Origin of the sequence: Photorhabdus sp. S10-54 (genome assembly GCF_963878145.1) — a bacterium.
Lineage (GTDB): Bacteria > Pseudomonadota > Gammaproteobacteria > Enterobacterales > Enterobacteriaceae > Photorhabdus > Photorhabdus kayaii.
In genome coordinates, this window is record NZ_CAWNXG010000045.1 from 1 (window position 1) to 18962 (window position 18962).

At 43.1% G+C, this 18962-nt stretch carries 23 protein-coding genes; 16 read left to right on the plus strand and 7 right to left on the minus strand.

Going from position 1 to position 18962, the window contains the following annotated elements:
* Window positions 1–132: 132 nt before the first annotated feature.
* The 4 genes from AACQ83_RS19165 to hpaB all read left to right on the plus strand — a co-directional run bounded on the left by AACQ83_RS19165 (window position 133) and on the right by hpaB (window position 4954).
* Complete coding sequence (locus AACQ83_RS19165) at window positions 133–1749, plus strand: IS1634 family transposase (RefSeq protein WP_112879895.1); 1617 nt, start codon at window positions 133–135, stop codon at window positions 1747–1749.
* 164 nt (window positions 1750–1913) lie between these two features.
* The gene (locus tag AACQ83_RS19170; RefSeq protein WP_146747920.1) at window positions 1914–2759 is read left to right on the plus strand and encodes a hypothetical protein; all 846 of its coding nucleotides are present in this window, start codon (window positions 1914–1916) and stop codon (window positions 2757–2759) included.
* Window positions 2756–3289, plus strand: coding sequence for a shikimate kinase (locus AACQ83_RS19175; RefSeq protein WP_112879233.1), 534 nt, complete (start codon window positions 2756–2758; stop codon window positions 3287–3289). The genes AACQ83_RS19170 and AACQ83_RS19175 overlap by 4 nt, the downstream gene beginning before the upstream one ends.
* Window positions 3290–3394: 105 nt before the next feature.
* On the plus strand, window positions 3395–4954 hold the full coding sequence (hpaB, locus tag AACQ83_RS19180) for a 4-hydroxyphenylacetate 3-monooxygenase, oxygenase component (RefSeq protein WP_112879234.1): 1560 nt from the start codon (window positions 3395–3397) through the stop codon (window positions 4952–4954).
* A gap of 282 nt (window positions 4955–5236) precedes the next feature.
* On the opposite strand, the gene murA is transcribed toward hpaB, so the two are convergent.
* The 7 genes from murA to mlaF form a co-directional block, all read right to left on the minus strand.
* Window positions 5237–6502 carry a UDP-N-acetylglucosamine 1-carboxyvinyltransferase gene (murA, locus tag AACQ83_RS19185; protein ID WP_112879235.1) on the minus strand — a complete coding sequence of 422 codons (1266 nt, stop codon included), beginning with the start codon at window positions 6500–6502 and terminating at the stop codon, window positions 5237–5239.
* A gap of 51 nt (window positions 6503–6553) precedes the next feature.
* The gene (ibaG, locus tag AACQ83_RS19190) at window positions 6554–6808 is read right to left on the minus strand and encodes a BolA family iron metabolism protein IbaG (protein WP_112879236.1); all 255 of its coding nucleotides are present in this window, start codon (window positions 6806–6808) and stop codon (window positions 6554–6556) included.
* A gap of 273 nt (window positions 6809–7081) precedes the next feature.
* Entirely contained in the window at window positions 7082–7375 is a 294-nt protein-coding gene (gene mlaB, locus AACQ83_RS19195; protein WP_112879237.1) for a lipid asymmetry maintenance protein MlaB, read from the minus strand.
* Between the two features lies 1 nt (window position 7376).
* On the minus strand, window positions 7377–8006 hold the full coding sequence (gene mlaC, locus AACQ83_RS19200) for a phospholipid-binding protein MlaC (RefSeq protein WP_112879238.1): 630 nt from the start codon (window positions 8004–8006) through the stop codon (window positions 7377–7379).
* A gap of 33 nt (window positions 8007–8039) precedes the next feature.
* On the minus strand, window positions 8040–8546 hold the full coding sequence (gene mlaD, locus AACQ83_RS19205; protein ID WP_112879239.1) for an outer membrane lipid asymmetry maintenance protein MlaD: 507 nt from the start codon (window positions 8544–8546) through the stop codon (window positions 8040–8042).
* Window positions 8547–8550: 4 nt separating this feature from the next.
* On the minus strand, window positions 8551–9333 hold the full coding sequence (mlaE, locus tag AACQ83_RS19210) for a lipid asymmetry maintenance ABC transporter permease subunit MlaE (protein ID WP_112879264.1): 783 nt from the start codon (window positions 9331–9333) through the stop codon (window positions 8551–8553).
* A 10-nt stretch (window positions 9334–9343) separates the two neighbouring features.
* On the minus strand, window positions 9344–10147 hold the full coding sequence (gene mlaF, locus AACQ83_RS19215; RefSeq protein ID WP_112879240.1) for a phospholipid ABC transporter ATP-binding protein MlaF: 804 nt from the start codon (window positions 10145–10147) through the stop codon (window positions 9344–9346).
* Between the two features lie 228 nt (window positions 10148–10375).
* On the opposite strand from mlaF, the gene AACQ83_RS19220 reads away from it, so the two are divergent.
* From AACQ83_RS19220 to rnk, 12 genes are all read left to right on the plus strand, one after another.
* Complete coding sequence (locus tag AACQ83_RS19220) at window positions 10376–11350, plus strand: calcium/sodium antiporter (protein WP_112879241.1); 975 nt, start codon at window positions 10376–10378, stop codon at window positions 11348–11350.
* Window positions 11351–11373: 23 nt separating this feature from the next.
* Window positions 11374–12342: an arabinose-5-phosphate isomerase KdsD gene (kdsD, locus tag AACQ83_RS19225; RefSeq protein WP_112879242.1), complete on the plus strand. Its 969-nt coding sequence runs from the start codon at window positions 11374–11376 to the stop codon at window positions 12340–12342.
* Window positions 12343–12359: 17 nt separating this feature from the next.
* A complete protein-coding gene (gene kdsC / locus AACQ83_RS19230; RefSeq protein WP_112879243.1) occupies window positions 12360–12923 on the plus strand; it encodes a 3-deoxy-manno-octulosonate-8-phosphatase KdsC in 564 nt (187 codons plus the stop codon).
* A gap of 20 nt (window positions 12924–12943) precedes the next feature.
* Window positions 12944–13522: an LPS export ABC transporter periplasmic protein LptC gene (gene lptC, locus AACQ83_RS19235; protein WP_112879244.1), complete on the plus strand. Its 579-nt coding sequence runs from the start codon at window positions 12944–12946 to the stop codon at window positions 13520–13522.
* The gene (gene lptA, locus AACQ83_RS19240) at window positions 13503–14036 is read left to right on the plus strand and encodes a lipopolysaccharide ABC transporter substrate-binding protein LptA (RefSeq protein ID WP_112879245.1); all 534 of its coding nucleotides are present in this window, start codon (window positions 13503–13505) and stop codon (window positions 14034–14036) included. Before lptC ends, lptA begins: the two co-directional genes overlap by 20 nt.
* A 6-nt stretch (window positions 14037–14042) precedes the next feature.
* Complete coding sequence (gene lptB, locus AACQ83_RS19245; protein ID WP_011148169.1) at window positions 14043–14768, plus strand: LPS export ABC transporter ATP-binding protein; 726 nt, start codon at window positions 14043–14045, stop codon at window positions 14766–14768.
* 27 nt (window positions 14769–14795) lie between these two features.
* Window positions 14796–16235 (plus strand): RNA polymerase factor sigma-54, encoded by a 1440-nt coding sequence (rpoN, locus tag AACQ83_RS19250; RefSeq protein ID WP_112879246.1) that lies wholly within the window; start codon window positions 14796–14798, stop codon window positions 16233–16235.
* Between the two features lie 23 nt (window positions 16236–16258).
* Window positions 16259–16546: a ribosome hibernation promoting factor gene (gene hpf, locus AACQ83_RS19255; protein ID WP_036775988.1), complete on the plus strand. Its 288-nt coding sequence runs from the start codon at window positions 16259–16261 to the stop codon at window positions 16544–16546.
* A 123-nt stretch (window positions 16547–16669) separates the two neighbouring features.
* On the plus strand, window positions 16670–17137 hold the full coding sequence (gene ptsN, locus AACQ83_RS19260) for a PTS IIA-like nitrogen regulatory protein PtsN (protein WP_112879247.1): 468 nt from the start codon (window positions 16670–16672) through the stop codon (window positions 17135–17137).
* 74 nt (window positions 17138–17211) lie between these two features.
* Window positions 17212–18063: an RNase adapter RapZ gene (rapZ, locus tag AACQ83_RS19265; protein ID WP_011148173.1), complete on the plus strand. Its 852-nt coding sequence runs from the start codon at window positions 17212–17214 to the stop codon at window positions 18061–18063.
* Window positions 18063–18335, plus strand: coding sequence for a PTS phosphocarrier protein NPr (gene npr / locus AACQ83_RS19270; RefSeq protein ID WP_112879248.1), 273 nt, complete (start codon window positions 18063–18065; stop codon window positions 18333–18335). The genes rapZ and npr overlap by 1 nt, the downstream gene beginning before the upstream one ends.
* Before the next feature lie 188 nt (window positions 18336–18523).
* Window positions 18524–18934, plus strand: coding sequence for a nucleoside diphosphate kinase regulator (gene rnk / locus AACQ83_RS19275; RefSeq protein ID WP_112879249.1), 411 nt, complete (start codon window positions 18524–18526; stop codon window positions 18932–18934).
* Window positions 18935–18962 lie beyond the last annotated feature (28 nt).

The window sequence follows — 18962 nt, forward strand, 5'->3', positions numbered from 1 at the left end:
CCGTCATTCCGCACCGTATTTCTGATTTAAAAATAGTGTGATCTTACACAGGTTTTTTGTATTGATGACATCGGTGGGGTTGACGGTAATCGCCAATTTTGATCTATTACTTTTATTTGCCGGAAAGCGAATATGTCCACACCCGTACCTGCCATTAAACGTCTCGATCATCTTGGCCTTATCGCCGCTTTTTGTCATGAAGCCGGTTTACCCCGCATGATTGATGCCATTATCCCAAAATATTCATCGCATACCGTCTCTCACGGCGACGCTTTTCTGGCGATGCTCCTTAACGGGCTGGGGTTTCACAGCCGGACATTGCACATGTTTTCCGGCTTTTTTCAACATAAGCCGATTGCGCGTTTAATTGGCACTGACATTGAAGCTGAACACCTTAATGATGATGTGCTCGGCCGTACACTGGATGCCTTATATGAAGCGGGGGTGTCGGAAGTTTATCAGGTGCTTGCTGAGCAAGTGGTTGATAAATTGGGGCTGAAGCCCGATTCCGTTCATTTGGATATCACGAGTTTTCATGTCGATGGTGACTATGACAGCGCGTTGGGAGATGACACAAAACGCATTGCGTTGGTGCCGGGTTATAGCCGGGATCACCGGCCCGAACTGAACCAGGTTGTCCTTGAACTGATTTGCGAAAATCAGGCAGGTATCCCTGTCTACATGCAGGCCATGAGCGGGAATACGAATGATGCCAAAGCCTTTGCCCAGACGATCAAAACCCATATTCAATGTCTGAAAGCGGCACAAAACAGCCGCTACTTTGTGGCCGATGCCGCCCTTTATACTGAAGCCGCGATCGCTTCGCTTCATCAGCAAAAACAACGATTTATTACGCGTGTTCCCCTGACGCTCAGGGAAGCTAAACAGTCTCTCCTGAACGTGACAGCGGAGCAATTCAGCCCCATCGGTGAGGGCTATTCAGGCTGCTGGGTGACGTCATCATATGGCGGCGTTCCTCAGCGTTGGTTACTGGTGAACAGTACGGCGGCAGAAAAACGTGAAAACCAGACTTTCCGGAAAAACACACTCAGGGAAACAGAAAACGAGTCTAAACAGTTCGACAAACTGGGCAAAAAGCCCTTTGCCTGCCGGGAGGATGCCTTACAGGCACTGCATGATTTTGAGTCTCAATGCCAGTTTATCGGCATCGCCTCGCCGGAAATTCAGGCGATTACCGTCTATGCGGGGCGCGGGAAACCCGGCAAGCATCAACCCCCCAAATCGGTTCATTATCAATTAGCCGGTCAGGCTTATACCCGGTTAGACAATGTGAAGCAGGCCAGATTGCGGGTCGGGAGGTTTATTTTAGCGACCAATGAACGGGATGAAGGACAGCTTGATATGGCGGCGTTACTGGCTAATTATAAGGCACAACAAAAGGTGGAACGGGGTTTTCGCTTCCTGAAAAGTCCGGAATTCCTGACGTCTGCCATTTTCCTGAAAAAACCAGAGCGGATAGAAGCGCTGTTAATGGTGATGACATGTTGTCTCATGGTTTATGCGGCGCTGGAACATAAAATTCGCCATGAATTGAAACAAAGTGTGCCGTTTTTCCCCGATATGAAGAACAAACCGACACAATCCCCCACCGCGCGTTGGGTGTTTCTGGCCTTTGAAGGGATAAACACCTTTGAATTTCAAGAACATAAAATGGTGACAGGAATGCAATCTTACCACCATGAGCTTTTGAGTTTATTAGGCGCACAATATAAAGCGGTTTATTCCTGAATTAGGTGCGGAATGAAGGATTTATCTCAGGATCATACTTAATAGAGTTTAAAATAAGAAAAAAAGCAAGAAAAGACATATATACCTCTATTAAAACCAACTCTAGGGCAGAAGGATTCAATTTATTCAAACATGAATACAACGTAATAATAAATAGATTCACCATGTATGCTAAAGATGTTTTCTGGTTTGGTTCGATATTTGTTGGAACCCTATTTTTGTTTTTTGACTCTGACAATTTCATAATTATACTTGGGGCTATGTTTATATTTATTACTAGCGTTTGTTTATTGTATCCTACGTACAAGGATAATAGAAATAAACACTATAAAGAACTCCACTCTCTATCAATTTACTTTTCTTATACTAGAAAACTACCTCAATGTAATTTGGTTAATCGTTTATGTCAGGATACTATTCTATCCGGAGTTCATCGTTTATATACCATAGCATCACAAAGATATTTAATTAATTCTGTCGCTTCTATATTGGGCTTCCTAATATCCAGTTTAATCATTTTGTACTCTCTATATCCAAACTTCAAATCAGACAACATTACGGCTGCTATAAACTTAGACAATAGAATAGTCATTTTTTATTTTGCAATATTCGGATACTTATCAGAAATTGTATCTATCCAAAGAATAACTAAGCATGTAAATGTTTATCATAAGAAAACAAATTTATCCTCTAATTTATTAATTTTAGAGCAAAGATTAGAAAACGATAGGATTATACAATTAGTGGGGAATAATGGCAGTGGTAAAACTTTTTTTCTTAAGAGATTATCTAAAATAAAGGGGTACATATATATAGACCATCATTTTGATCACTATCTAGCAAACGATAGATTTTTAGATTATCTCAACAACTCAAATTCAGATGTGATTATATTCGATGAATTTGATTGCAGAAAATTAATAGATAAAATTGATAAAAATAAAAAAATAATCATCGTCTCACATAGGGAAACCATTGGCTCAAGATTGAACATTAATGAGGTGGCATGAATAATATTTATATTATTGGACCATTTGGCGCAGGTAAAACTACGCTGAGTAAATTAATTTCTAAGAAATTAGGAAAAGAACTGATTAGTTTAGATTCTATAAGATGGTCCGTATATGAAAAGATAGGCTACGATCTAAATCATGTTGAGCAATTAGTAAAAAAACATAAATTTATAGATTTATATAGATACAACCGTAAATTTGAATCAGAGCTGGTCAAAAAAGTTGTCCAAAATGCATCAAATAAAGTAGTCGATTTTGGTGCAGGACATTCTATTATTGAGGACGATTTAGATTTTGAATATATTAGGAATCAAATGAAAGAAAAAGGTACTACTATTTTTTTAGATAAGAGCTCTCATATTGGAGTTCATTCTTTCCATCCAGAAGAAGTCTTCTTAAACAATTATTTCTTGGCGAGTAAATGTAACCAAAAACTATCCGATATCACGATAACGGTAGATAACAAAAGTAAGTTACAAGTATTGAATAAAGCCTTATCGGCACTTAAATCAATGGAGGTTATATGAACATTATATTCAAGTCTGATAAAAAATAAGTTCTAGAAACATAAAATTAACATTAAGTACCCTACGGCTCAGAAATCAAAAATGGGTACAAATTCTGAGGTAACAATGAAACCAGAAAATTTACGTGCCAATGACAAACGCCCATTTACCAGTAAAGAGTATTTGAATTCACTTCAAGATGGTCGTGAAATTTACATTTATGGTGAGCGAGTCAAAGACGTCACTACACATCCAGCTTTCCGCAATACAGCCGCTTCAATTGGTCAATTGTATGATGCTCTGCATGCTCCTGGAACCCACAATGCGCTCTGTTGGGATACAGACACTGGTAATGAAGGTTATACGCACAAATTCTTCCGTTTTGCGACCAATCCAGATGAACTGCGCCAACAGCGAGATGCCATTGCAGAATGGTCACGCCAAAGCTACGGCTGGCTAGGACGCACCCCCGATTATAAAGCGGCATTCGGTTGCGCATTAGGCGCTTACCCTGAGTTCTATGGTCAATTCTCTAACAATGCCCGCGCATGGTATAAACGCATTCAGGAAACTTGTATGTATTTCAATCATGCCATTGTTAACCCACCAATTGACCGCCATAAACCAACGGATGAAGTCAAAGATGTTTTTATCCAACTGGAAAAAGAGACTGATGCAGGTATTATAGTCAGCGGGGCCAAAGTCGTGGCAACCAATTCAGCTCTTACTCACTACAACTTCATTGTTGGCTCGGCCCAAGACATAGGAGATAACCCCGATTTTACCCTAATGTTTGTTGCCCCTATGGATGCCAATGGCATGAAATTGATATCCCGCGCCTCTTATGAATTATCCGCAGGTACCACTGGTTCCCCTTTCGATTATCCTCTCTCCAGTAGGTTTGATGAAAATGACGCCATTATGGTGATGGATAAGGTACTAATCCCATGGGAAAACATACTAATTTATCGCGATGTTGGTCGCACTCGCCATTGGGCTGTACAAAGTGGGTTTGCCCGTCTGTTCCCCATGCAGGCTTGTGTACGCCTAGCTGTTAAGCTGGATTTCATTACAGCACTGCTGCAAAAGAGTCTCGAATGTACTGGAGTGATAGATTTTCGTGGTGTTCAAGCGGATTTGGGAGAAGTAGTGGCATGGCGCAATCTATTCTGGTCATTGACAGATGCCATGTGGGCAGAAGCCAAGCCGTGGGAAGGTGATGCTTATCTGCCGGATACTCAAGCGATTCAAACTTATCTCGTTATGGCACCGATGGCTTATACAAAAATCAGGAATATTATTGAAAGTAATGTCACCAGCAGCTTAATCTACCTGCCATCCAGTATACGTGACATGAATAATCCAGAAATTAATAAGTATCTTGCACAATATGTACGCGGTTCCAATGGCATCGACTATGTAGAACGGATTAAGATTTTAAAATTAATGTGGGATGCCATTGGCAGTGAATTCGGTGGCCGCCATGAGCTATACGAAATCAATTATGCTGGTAGTCAAGATGGAGTCCGCTTGCAATGTCTGCGCCATGCTTATAGCTCTGGCAATATGAAGAAAATGATGAACTTGGTGGAATCCTGTCTTTCTGACTATGACTTGAATGGTTGGACAAGACCACATTTACACAATAACCAAGATATTAATCTGTTAGATAAACTACTAAAGTAAATCGGTGGGGGGAGGTCTTTATGTCTGTAGAAAATGAACACTGCCTGTATTTCCAAAATGTAGTGAGACTCTCGCCTGTATCAAACACCCTCAACACCGGTTTAAAAAACTGCTGAGGGCTATTTAAATGAGAACTATTTTGACACACAACAATGTGTGTCAAAAACGTTTATGTCTGACAGTGTATATGTGAATATCTTTAGCATTATAAGAAAGTTGGCAATTATCGAAGCTACCCGACAATTACCCCCATTTCTTATTTCCAAATTTAAGGAAGCGCAATTACTTTCCCGTTGATTTCACTCGTTCAATGTTTGCGCCAAGTCCACGCAACTTATCTTCGATATGTTCATAACCCCGGTCAATATGATAAATACGGTCAACAACCGTTACGCCTTCGGCAATACAACCCGCCAGAACCAAACTTGCCGATGCGCGTAAATCCGTCGCCATGACCTGAGCACTAGATAATTTTTTAACACCATGACAAAGCACGGTATTACTTTCAATTTCCGCATGAGCCCCCATCCGAATTAATTCAGGGATATGCATGAAACGGTTTTCGAAAATAGTTTCAGTAATCATCCCTGCACCTTCAGCAACCAAATTCAACAAGCTGAACTGTGCCTGCATATCGGTCGGGAAACCGGGGTGCGGAGCAGTACGTAATGTCACAGCTTTAGGGCGCTTACCGTGCATATCGAGACTTATCCAATCTTTACCTATTTCAATATCCGCCCCCGCCTCACGCAATTTAGCCAATACCGCATCCAGCGTATCAGGCTGAGCATGACGGCAAACTACCTTGCCACCGGATATCGCAGCCGCAACAAGAAATGTTCCCGTTTCAATCCGATCAGGTAGTACACGGTATACACCACCACCAAGGCGTTCCACACCTTCAATGATGATATGGTCAGTGCCAGCGCCTGTGATTTTTGCACCCAAGGTATTGAGAAAATTAGCCGTATCTTCGATTTCAGGTTCACGTGCTGCGTTCTCAATAACGGTTGTCCCTTCAGCCAACGTTGCCGCGGTCATAATCGTAACTGTCGCTCCAACGCTGACTTTATCCATCACAATGCAAGCCCCTTTCAGACGCCCATTAACGGAAGCCTTGACGTAGCCCTCTTCCAGCACAATTTCAGCACCTAACTGTTCCAATCCACTGATATGCAGATCAACCGGGCGGGCGCCAATCGCACACCCCCCCGGCAAAGAAACTTGCCCCTGACCAAAACGCGCTACCAAAGGACCTAACGCCCAAATAGATGCACGCATGGTTTTTACTAGCTCGTAAGGCGCGCAATATTGATTCACATCGCGAGCATCTACAAATACAGAACCATTGCGTTCAACTTTGGTCCCAAGGCGATTCAATAATTTGATAGTGGTATCAATATCTTTCAATTCTGGAACATTTTGCAACTCAACAGGCTCTTCAGCCAACAACGCGGCGAACAGGATTGGCAGTGCAGCATTTTTTGCCCCGGAAATAGTAACCTCACCCGATAGACGAGTGGGTCCTTTCACACGAAATTTATCCATCTGTGACTACTCTCTTTATATAATTTGCTGTTCGCAGCGAGGCAAACAACATTAAAAACCGTTGAGCTTGCGATCCCGTTTCCAATCATCCGGCGTGTAGGCTTTAATTGACAAGGCATGAATACGATTGTCAGCAATGTATTCCATTAAAGGCGCATAAACGGCTTGCTGCTGTTTTACCCGACTCATACCGGCAAACATCTCACCAACCACAATAACCTGGAAATGGCTGCCATCTCCGTTAACAATGACTTCATCCAGTGCTAATTTATCTATCAGCACTTGCTTAATCTCATTAGTATCCATAATTGCTCAATGTTCTGTAGTTAGAAATAAATAATAGACAGCCATCTATCCTAATAGAATCCTGCTTATTCTTAAACTGTGAAAACGCCCTTGTAACATCTTTGCTTACAAAGGCGCTGATTATACCCGTCATCTTTCAAGTTGCCTCTTTGTTGGCTGCACTCACTCACCCCAGTCACATAGTTATCTATGCTCCCGGGGATTCGTTCCCTTGCCGTCGCGATGCATCTTGAAATCCATAGGGTATGTACAGATAATTAATGAGATTATCGGTTAGCTATCAATGATCATTTCTTGCAGATCATAGAGCTTAATCAGGGTGTTAAGCCGTTCATCAATGCCAGAAAAGCGCAATTTATCCCCTCTCTTTTGCATATGATGTTTGAAACGGACTAAAAGAGCTAACCCGGTAGAATCCACATATTCAAGTTGTGACACATTGATGCTGTCAATATCAGCCAATAATTTCTCTTTTTGCTGCCAGAGAGGAAGCAAACTATTACGATCCAAAGTGCCCTTGAGAATCAATGTTTGCCCTGTTTTTTCCCAGATCAGACTCTCAGCCATCTTATTTTTTCTCTTCCAGAGTAATTGGCTGACGGGCACTGATTTCAAGCTGCTTAGTTAAGCCATCAATACCTTGCTGACGCAAGATAGAGGCCCATTCACTCTGTTTAGTCGTAATCATACTGACGCCCTCTGCAATCATATCAAATGCCTGCCAGTAACCAGTTTTGCTGTTTTTGCGCCATTGGAAATCAAGACGGACAGGAGGACGGCCATTCGAATCGATAATAGTGACACGAATAGCAATAACATTGCTGTCCCCTAACGGCTTTTCAGGGTCAATCTGGTAAGTTTGATTATGATACATTGCCAAAGCCTGCCCATAGGCCTGCTCAAGATAAGATTCAAATGCAACAAAATAAGCCTTGCGCTGCTCTGGAGTCGTATCTTTATAGTATTTCCCCAGAACCAATGCCCCTGCGTATTTGATATGGACATAAGGCAGTAGCTCCTCTTTCACCACTTTACGCAGATAATCTGGGTTTTGACGAATTTGTGATTGGCTGTTTTTCAAACGAGTAAAAGTCTTTTCCGCCGCATCCTGCATCAGCTTATAAGGATTCGTTTGATCAACTGCGCTCGCTAATGGCGCGAAAACCAATAGCGCCACCATTAATAATCTCTTCAACATAATGGGTTCCTCTTAATGATATTCAGTTGCTGGCTAGGGTGTCGGCGTGTGCTCTGACCCACTTTGAACATTATCACCACTCTTATACAAGAACTGGCCGATAAGATCCTCAAGTACCATTGCTGATTTGGTATCCTGTACGCGATCACCCTCTTTCAGAATACGGGTGTCCATATCGGGATCTTCAAACCCTATATTCAAGGCAATATATTGTTCACCTAATAGGCCAGAAGTACGAATGGAAAGAGAACTGGTATCAGGGATATGGTCATATTGCTTCATAATATCCAGTGCCACTTGCGGCGTATAAGTTTTTTCATCAAGAGAGATACTTGCAACACGACCAATCACCACACCCCCAATTTTTACCGGTGAACGCACTTTCAGGCCACCAATATTGTCAAAAGTTGCGTACAAACGGTAAGTTGGCTGGTTGCCTACCGATTTAATGTCTGCCACTTTTAGGCATAAAAAGACGATTGCAGCCAGTGCAATCAAGACAAAAAATCCAACCCAAATTTCACTTTTCTTGCTTTGCATTGGCTTAGTTCCCAAACATGAGTGCTGTCAGCACAAAATCCAAACCTAAAACCGTTAACGACGCATGAACTACCGTTCTGGTCGTTGCTCGGCTGATCCCTTCTGAAGTCGGGATCGCATCATAACCATTGAATAGAGCAATCCAGGTCACAGTAATGGCGAAAACGACACTTTTAATAAAACAATTCAGCAAATCTTTCTGCCACTCGATAGCAGACTGCATGGAAGACCAGAAGAAGCCACTGTCAATCCCCTTCCAATCAACACCAACCATCGCACCGCCCCAAATACCTACCGCAACAAAAATCAAAGATAATAGCGGCATACTGATAAACCCGGCCCAGAAACGGGGCGCTATCACACGCCGTAATGGATCTACCGCCATCATCTCCAGGCTGGAAATTTGCTCCGTGGCTTTCATCAAACCGATTTCTGCGGTCAGGGCTGATCCTGCTCGACCAGCAAACAACAGTGCCGTGACCACCGGCCCCAATTCACGTAACAGAGATATCGCCACCATCATACCAAGACTGGCTTCTGCGCTGTATGTTGTCAGTACCAGATACCCCTGTAGGCCAAGCACCATGCCAATAAACAGCCCTGAAACGATAATAATCAATAATGACCGAACACCCACGCTGTAAAGCTGCTGTCGGAGTAACGGCCATTGTCTGGCGGGTTCTGGCTTGCCAATTATCGCGCGGAAAAGCATAAAACCTGCACGACCAAAAGAGGCAAACACTTCAATGGCCCGTCGGCCAAGTGCCGCCAGCGCCTGTGTTAACATTAACATCCGATTATCCTAATAACTCAGTTTTATAATCCCCTGCCGGGAAACGGAAAGGTACTGGCCCATCAGCAATACCATCCAGAAATTGCCGTACTCGCCTATCAGAATTAGAATGCAACTGTTGAGCTGTACCCTCAGCAATAATCTGTTGTTCAGCGATAATATAAGCGTAATCTGCAATGCTCAGAACTTCCGGTACATCGTGGGAAACAACCACACAGGTAACGCCAAGTGCCTTATTCAGCTCATCAATCAACTTCACCAAAACCCCCATCGTAATCGGGTCCTGACCAACAAAAGGCTCATCAAACATAATCAGATCAGGATCAAGTGCAATAGCACGAGCCAGAGCTGCACGCCTTGCCATACCACCGGAAAGTTCGGAAGGCATCAAATTCGCGGCACCACGTAACCCTACCGCCTCTAATTTCATCATTACCGTGGTCTGTATAATTTCTTCAGGCAGATTCGTATGTTCACGCAGCGGAAAAGCAACGTTCTCAAAGACATTGAGATCAGTGAATAATGCCCCAGATTGAAACAGCATACTCATCTTCTTGCGAGCAGCATACAAGTGAGAACGGGATAAAGCAGGAATATTGTCACCATCAAACCAGATCTCTCCACGTTCAGGACGTAACTGACCACCAATTAATCGTAATAGTGTCGTTTTCCCTATCCCAGAAGGCCCCATAATTGCAGTGACTTTTCCTCTAGGCACAACTAGATTAATATCAGCAAAAATCAAACGGTTACCACGGGTAAAATACATACCACGGATCTCGATGAGATTTGCTGTCTGTCGATTCATTATTGATAGCCCTTAACGGTTAATAAATTGGCTTTAATATTTGGTTCATATATTAATCATATATACTACAAAAAAACGGGAAAATTTTCGCCATTAATGTGATGACAAATTTTACTTTTCTATCCACCGCCGTCAGAATATACCCCATCTAACTGGGCAGACAATTTTTGTTTAGAAAATCAACCAGCGTTAACATTAATTCGGAATATACCTTACAAGGGACGCTTCATGCTTCTGACCTTTTTACTTCTAATTGCCGGGTTGATTTTACTGGTATATGGTTCCGATAGATTAGTATATGGTGCTGCAATTTTTGCCCGTACTCTGGGACTGCCTCCATTTATTATTGGTATTACCATTGTTGGCATTGGAACTTCTCTACCAGAATTAATGGTTTCAGTTACTGCAATGCTAGATAGTCAACCTGATATGGCCGTGGGTAATGTTATTGGCTCCAACATTACTAATCTGCTACTAATACCCGGTGCTGCCGCATTTATTCGCCCAATGGAAGTAAAATCAGATATCCTGCGGCAGGAACTGCTGTTGATGCTACTGCTCACCGTCTTCTGTGGTTATTTAATGAGTGATCACTATCTCAGCCGGATGGATGGGTTGGTATTACTCGCTTCCGCCATAGTGTATATCTTACTGATGATAAAAATGGTTGCTCTACCGCGCCGCGCCGAAGCGGATATTTATACGCAAGAACAGGCTGCGGAATTACCGGTCGAAGGCAATAAACACATTGCCCTACTTTGGATTCTATTAGGGTTACTTATTTTACCTATGGCAACTCGTATGGTTATTGATAATGCAACTGTTATTGCCCGCATTTATGGCATCAGTGAATTAGTTATCGGGCTTACCGTGCTTGCGGTCGGTACCAGCCTGCCGGAATTAGCAACCTCTATTGCCGCAGCATTCAAAGGCGAAGATGACATTGCATTCGGGAATATTATAGGTTCGAATATATTCAATATATCAATTGTTTTGGGCCTTCCCGCATTACTCTCACCAGCCGCCATTTCACCTGAATCTTTCCATCGTGACTTTTGGGTAATGATGGTAGCCAGCATAATATTTACTGCATTTTGTCTGGGTCGTAAACACCGATTAAACCGATTTAAAGGTGTCCTGTTATTAAGCTGCTTTATCGCTTATTTTATCGTACTGTTTATTTCCAATTACAGCATTAAATAAACACGAATGAGTAGGAAAAAGAAATGCCTAAGATTGATTTTCAGCAAGCGGGTAAAAAAGTATTACACATAGAACGGGATGGATTAACAGAACTTGAACAACATATAAACGGAGATTTTGACCGTATCTGTGAACTGATGTTCAACTGCGAAGGTAAAGTGATTGTCATGGGGATGGGTAAATCCGGCCATATCGGGTGTAAAATTGCTGCCACTTTCGCCAGCACCGGTACACCATCCTTTTTCGTTCATCCGGGAGAAGCTAGCCACGGCGATCTCGGCATGATCACACCTAAAGACATTGTTTTAGCCATCTCAAATTCGGGTGAATCCAGTGAAATTTTGTCGCTGATTCCCGCATTAAAACGCCAAAAAATCCCGCTTATCTGCATGACTAACAATTACAACAGTAATATGGGAAAAGCCGCCGATATCCACCTGTGTATCAAAGTCCCACAGGAAGCTTGTCCGCTAGGTTTGGCTCCTACAACCAGTACCACTGCAACACTGGTTATGGGTGATGCTTTAGCGGTTGCATTGCTCCAGGCGCGCGGCTTTACTGCTGAAGATTTCGCACTATCACATCCAGGCGGCACTCTTGGACGCAAACTTCTGCTACTGGTGAGTGATTTGATGAATATAGGCGATGATATTCCAAAGGTTAATCGTCACGCCACCTTACGCGAAGCGCTGCTCGAAATCACCCGACAAAAACTGGGTATGACCGTCATTTGCGATGAAAATATGTATATTGATGGTATTTTTACTGATGGCGACTTACGGCGAGTGTTTGATATGGGCGTCGATTTGTACAATGTCAAAATTTCAGATGTTATGACAACAGGTGGCATCCGCATCAAACCGAATGCCCTTGCAGTTGATGCATTGAACTTAATGCAGTCACACCATATCACGTCTTTATTGGTTGCAGAGGACAATAAATTGCTTGGTGTATTACATATGCATGACCTGCTACAAGCTGGTGTGGTGTAACCGGAGAAAACGCCTTAATGAGCCAATTAGTTTATTTGGACACCTGTTATGGTCCAGTTAATAAAGACGTTATTGAAAAAGCCCGTAAAATCCGCTTACTGATTTGCGATGTTGACGGTGTTATGTCCGATGGCCGGATCTATATGGGCAATAACGGTGAAGAATTAAAAACATTTAATGTTAGAGATGGTTACGGAATTCGCTGCTTAATTACTTCAGGAATCGAAGTCGCTATTATTACCGGCCGTAAAGCAAAATTGCTGGAAGATCGAGCAAACACCTTGGGTATTACACATCTTTACCAAGGACAAAGTGATAAGGTTTTGGCGTACAAAGAATTGTTAGATAAACTGGGATTAAAACCAGAACAGGTTGCTTATATTGGTGATGATCTGATTGACTGGCCTGTCATGGAACAAGTGGGGTTATCTGTCGCTGTGGCGGATGCACATCCATTACTCTTACCAAAAGCGCATTATGTCACCCAAATTGCAGGGGGACACGGTGCGGTAAGGGAACTTTGTGATTTGGTGCTTTTTGCTCAGAATAAGCTGGAAGAGGCCAAAGGATTATCAATATAGTAGGTTGAAGTGAAACGAGAATGGATAGAATCAAATCCTGGTTGGTGATAACTCTGGTATTAATCATCCTGGCGTTAATTGGCTGGAACTTGTCTGATTCAGATGAGATTAAATCATCTTCTGCCACAGATAACAGTCAGCCAACCTATCAAAGTCAGGAAGCTATAACTTTTGTTTATGACCCTACGGGGAAACTGACGTATAAACTGGTCGCTGATGACGTCCAGAACTATGCAGAGTCAAAACTTACCTGGTTTACCAAACCGGTATTAATTACTTATGACTCAAATGCCATTGCTACATGGACAGTTCGTGCTAACAAAGCCAAACTAACTAATGACAAAATGCTCTATCTTTACGGAGACGTACAGGTTGACAGTCTGACTAATACGTCACAATTACAACGTATTACTACAGAGAACGCTATCATCAACCTGGTCACTCAGGATGTTTCATCTGACGATCAGGTCACACTGATTGGTGTCGGGCTAAAATCCGTCGGTATGAAAATGCGTGGCAACCTGCGAAACAAAACCGCTGAACTGATTGAAAAGGTTAACACCTACTATGAAATCCAACATGAAAAACAGAATCCGTAATGCTTTTATTGCCAGTGCTATCTTTGTAGTCAGTCTTCCCGCTATGGCACTGAAAGATGACACACAGAAACCCATTTCTATCGATTCTGTTAAACAAGCCCTTGACATGACAAGAAACACTTCCACATTTACAGAAGATGTGATCATCAAACAGGGTTCTATCGATATCCGCGCTGACAAAGTTGTTGTGACTCGCCCAGATGGCGATTCTAAGAAAATGGTTATTGAAGCATTTGGCAATCCAGTAACCTTCTATCAACTACAGGACAATGGCAAACCAATCAAGGGCCGCGGTTCCAAAATGCGTTACGAAATGGATAAAGAGCTGGTTACACTCACTGGCAATGCCTATTTGGAACAGTTAGACAGCAATATAAAAGGCGACCGTATCACCTATCTAGTCCCAACTCAGCAAATGGAAGCGTTTAGTGACAAAGGTAAACGAGTGACAACCGTCCTACTACCTTCTCAATTACAAGAAGAAGGCCCTGGGGTTAACAACAAGAGTAAATAACGATATATGGCAATACTAAACGCAGAAAACCTGGCAAAAGCTTACAAAGGCCGTAAGGTCGTTGAAAATGTCAGCCTAAACGTGAACTCCGGCGAAATTGTCGGCCTGCTTGGTCCGAACGGTGCAGGGAAAACGACGACTTTCTATATGGTCGTCGGTATCGTTTCACGGGATACCGGGACAATTACCATTGATAATGAAGATATTAGCCTACTGCCACTTCACGAACGGGCACGACGTGGTATCGGTTATTTGCCTCAGGAAGCTTCTATTTTCCGCCGTCTAAGCGTATTCGACAACCTGATGGCTGTATTGGAGATCCGCCAAGATTTGACTCAAGAACAGCGGAAAGAACGTGCCGAAGAGCTGATGGAAGAGTTTCATATCAGCCACCTACGTGACAATCTTGGTCAATCACTTTCCGGAGGTGAACGTCGCCGCGTAGAGATTGCCAGAGCGCTGGCAGCTAATCCTAAATTTATTTTGCTGGATGAACCTTTCGCCGGCGTAGATCCTATCTCAGTCATCGATATCAAGAAGATTATTCAGCATTTGAGAGATTATGGACTCGGGGTCCTTATCACAGACCACAATGTCCGTGAAACATTGGATGTATGCGAACGTGCTTATATTGTCAGCCAAGGGCATCTGATTGCTCACGGCACACCTAATGATATTCTTAATAATGAACAGGTGAAGCGCGTTTATTTAGGCGAAGGTTTCCGGCTCTAATTCGGCCAGGAGAATTGATTTAACGCTATGAAGCAAAGTTTGCAACTCAGGCTTAGCCAGCAACTGGCTATGACACCACAGCTCCAACAAGCTATTCGTTTGTTGCAACTTTCTACGCTTGAACTCCAACAGGAAATACAACAAGCGTTAGAAATGAACCCTTTGCTTGAACAGGATGAAGATCATCAGGAAATTAGCAATCAGGAACTTCCCGATAACGAAACGGAAGCTATGGATACGCTTGATGCCTTGCAACAAAAGGATATGCCAGACGAGTTACCCCTGGATGCCAGTTGGGATGAAATTTATACCGCTGGCACACCTTCCGGGACACGTAATGACTATAACGACGACGAACTGCCACTTTACCAAGGTGAAACCGTTCAAACCTTGCAAGACTATTTGATGTGGCAGGCAGAGCTCACCCCTTTCACCGAAACAGATGCGGCAATTGCGACATCAATCATTGATGCCGTAGATGATACTGGCTATCTCACTGTGCCATTAGAAGATATTCTTGTCAGCATTGGCGACGCTCAACTTACTCTGGCAGAAGTGGAAGCGGTGCTAAAACAAATACAACATTTCGATCCTATCGGTGTCGCCGCTCGTGATCTAAAAGATTGTCTACTAGTCCAGCTATCAATGTTTCCACCAGAAACACCTTATTTGGAAGAGGCGAGACTGATCGTTTGCGAACATCTGGAGCTATTAGGTCATCGGGATTTCCGCAATTTAACCCGCCTAAGTCGCTTGAAAGAAGATACTCTGAAAGAGGTCATAAATTTAATCCAGTCACTTGAACCGAAGCCTGGCCTGGCAATAAACACCGGCGAATCAGAATATGTCATCCCCGATATACTGGTTCGAAAAGAGAGTGAACACTGGCAAGTAGAATTGAATACAGATAGTATCCCCCGTTTACACATTAATCAGCATTATGCAGAGCTTGGGCAACATACGCGCAATGAAAGTGACAGTCAGTTTATCCGCAATAACCTACAAGAGGCCAAGTGGCTTATCAAAAGCCTGGAAAGCCGAAATGATACTCTGCTGAAAGTTGCGCGTTGTATTGTAGAGCAGCAACAGGAATTTTTTGAACATGGTGAAGAGTATATGAAACCTATGGTTTTGGCAGACATTGCTTTCCAGATTGATATGCATGAATCTACCATTTCCAGGGTAACCACCCAGAAATTCCTGCACAGCCCACGTGGTATTTTTGAATTGAAGTATTTTTTCTCCAGCCATGTCAATACAGAAAGTGGAGGCGAAGCCTCTTCAACTGCAATACGGGCTTTGGTGAAAAAACTGGTAGCAGCGGAGAACCCCGCCAAACCATTCAGTGACAGCAAACTGACGAGCATGCTAGCCGATCAAGGCATCATGGTTGCCCGACGGACTGTCGCAAAATATCGAGAGTCGTTATCCATTCCGCCATCAAACCAACGTAAGCGTCTGGTTTGAAATGAACAGAGAAGGAAGACAATATGCAACTCAAAATAACCGGCCACAATATTGAAATTACTGATGCATTACGCGACATTATCACTGCAAAATGCAGCAAACTGGATCAATATTTCGACAGGATCAACCTGACTCAGGTAATCCTCCGAGTGGAAAAGGTACAACAAATCGCCGAAGCTACTGTACACATTAACGGAGGTGAGTTGCACGCATCATCAGAACATGAAGATATGTATGCAGCAATTGATGGACTGGTCGATAAACTGGCGCGTCAATTAACCAAACATAAAGACAAACTGAGACATCATTAACAGTTAGTTAACAAAGAATGTAGTAACAACAGCAGAGTATTGCTGTAAAACAGTGCGCAAATACAGGATGCCACAGATAACCTATGGCATCCTGTATCAATAAGCACCTAAGTGAATAGGAAAATGAATAATCAAGCAGATTTACTACTAAGCTCTGTGCTTTCCCTCGCATGTACGCGCAATAATGTACATTGTTCGAGCAAAAAACGGGCTTTAGAGATTATCAGTGAGCTAGCATCTAAGCAGCTTAAGTTACCAGAAAATGTCGTATTCGAAGCAATATTAACCCGAGAAAAAGTAGGTACTACTGGAATTGGCAGTGGTATTGCTATCCCTCACGGTAAGTTAGATGAAGAAAGCTCAGATCAAGCGGTTGGCGTTTTCCTAAGTCTGGAACAACCTATTGCTTTCGATGCTATTGATAATCAACCAGTCGATTTGCTGTTTGCTTTACTGGTTCCAAACGATCAATGCCAAACACACCTACACACATTGTCATTGATTGCCAAACGTCTTGCAGATAAAAATCTCTGCCGTCGTTTAAGATCGGCACAAAGTGATGAAGAATTATACGCAATTATCACTGAATAACTGTTGCAATGCATGGATAGCAATAGATAAGAGTGGCTCATAATAACCACTAAGAAATTAAGGGGAGTCGCCTCATGGTGCTGATGATAGTCAGTGGCCGTTCCGGTTCAGGTAAATCCGTTGCCTTACGCGCACTGGAAGATATGGGTTTTTATTGTGTAGACAACTTGCCGGTAGTATTACTACCGGAATTAGCAAATACGCTAGCTGACCGCGATATTTCTGCTGCGGTTAGTATTGATGTAAGAAACATGCCGGAATCACCTGAAGTTTTCGAAGAAGCTCTGACTAAACTACCAGCGAGTTTCTCACCGCAATTACTATTCCTTGATGCTGAACGTAATACGTTGATCCGCCGTTATAGCGACACCCGCCGTCTGCATCCGCTATCAAGCAAAAATCTTTCTCTGGAAAGCGCGATTGATCAAGAAAGTGATCTGCTGGAACCCCTTCGTTCAAGAGCTGACCTGATTATCGACACCTCCGAAATGTCAGTCCATGAATTGGCTGAGATGCTAAGAACGCGTCTGCTAGGCAAACGGGAACGTGAGTTGACAATGGTCTTTGAGTCTTTCGGCTTTAAGCATGGCATTCCAATTGATGCCGACTATGTTTTTGACGTACGCTTCCTACCAAACCCACACTGGGACCCCAAATTACGGCCAATGACCGGTCTTGATCGTCCTGTAGCCGCTTTCCTCGACCGTCATACGGAAGTGCATAACTTCATCTATCAAACCCGCAGTTATCTTGAACTCTGGCTACCTATGCTTGAAACCAATAACCGCAGCTATCTGACCGTTGCTATTGGCTGTACCGGCGGTAAACACCGTTCTGTTTATGTGGCAGAACAGTTGGCCGATTATTTTCGTTCCAGAGGAAAAAACGTACAGTCGCGCCACCGTACTCTCGAAAAGCGAAAATAATGACTATCAAGCAAAGACTTGAAATCAAAAATCGGCTGGGAATGCACGCCCGGCCAGCAATGAAGCTGTATGATCTAGTACAGCTCTTTGAATCTCATGTTATTTTACGCAATGATAGCCATGTTGAAGCCGAGGCCAGCAGTGTAATTGCTATGCTGATGCTGGATTCAGAAAAAGGCAGCTATATTGAAGTTGAAGCCAGTGGCCCAGATGAAGAGCAGGCTCTTGCAGCTATTATTGATCTATTTAATTCGGGATTTGACGAAGAATAACGTTGCTCACTCACCTATGGATTATCATGTCCTTCACTGTTTTCATTAGCAGCACAAAACAGTTCGTGATCATGATCTCTTTATTTTCCAGTAAGAACAGCCTACTATCAGGTTAATCATTTTAAATAACACCCCCCTCCTCATGGTGCGGGGTGTTATTTTGTATTGGAATCCATTTGGAGTGTGGTATGACTAAACCAGCAATTATCATCAACGAATTAGACGCAGAACGTTTAGATTCCCTGTTGGAACAGCCAGCGTTTGCAGATACTAGTATCGCTGACGCTTTGAATGAGGAGCTGGATCGTGCAGAGATTGTACCGCCAGCAGAAATTCCATCAGATGTTGTGACGATGAACAGCCGGGTTCGTTTTATTGACCTGACAAGCAATGAAGAACGGGTACGTACTTTAGTTTATCCAGCGTCACTGCAAGACAGTTCAGATCAGCTTTCTGTTATGGCTCCTTTAGGTGCTGCATTATTGGGCCTTCGTATCGGTGACGAAATCAGTTGGGAATTGCCAAACGGCGAAGAAACCCGCGTCAAAGTATTAGAATTACTTTATCAACCAGAAGCTGCCGGTGAGCTCCACCGTTAATTCAGCCAGCCCATTTGATCCGGGCTGA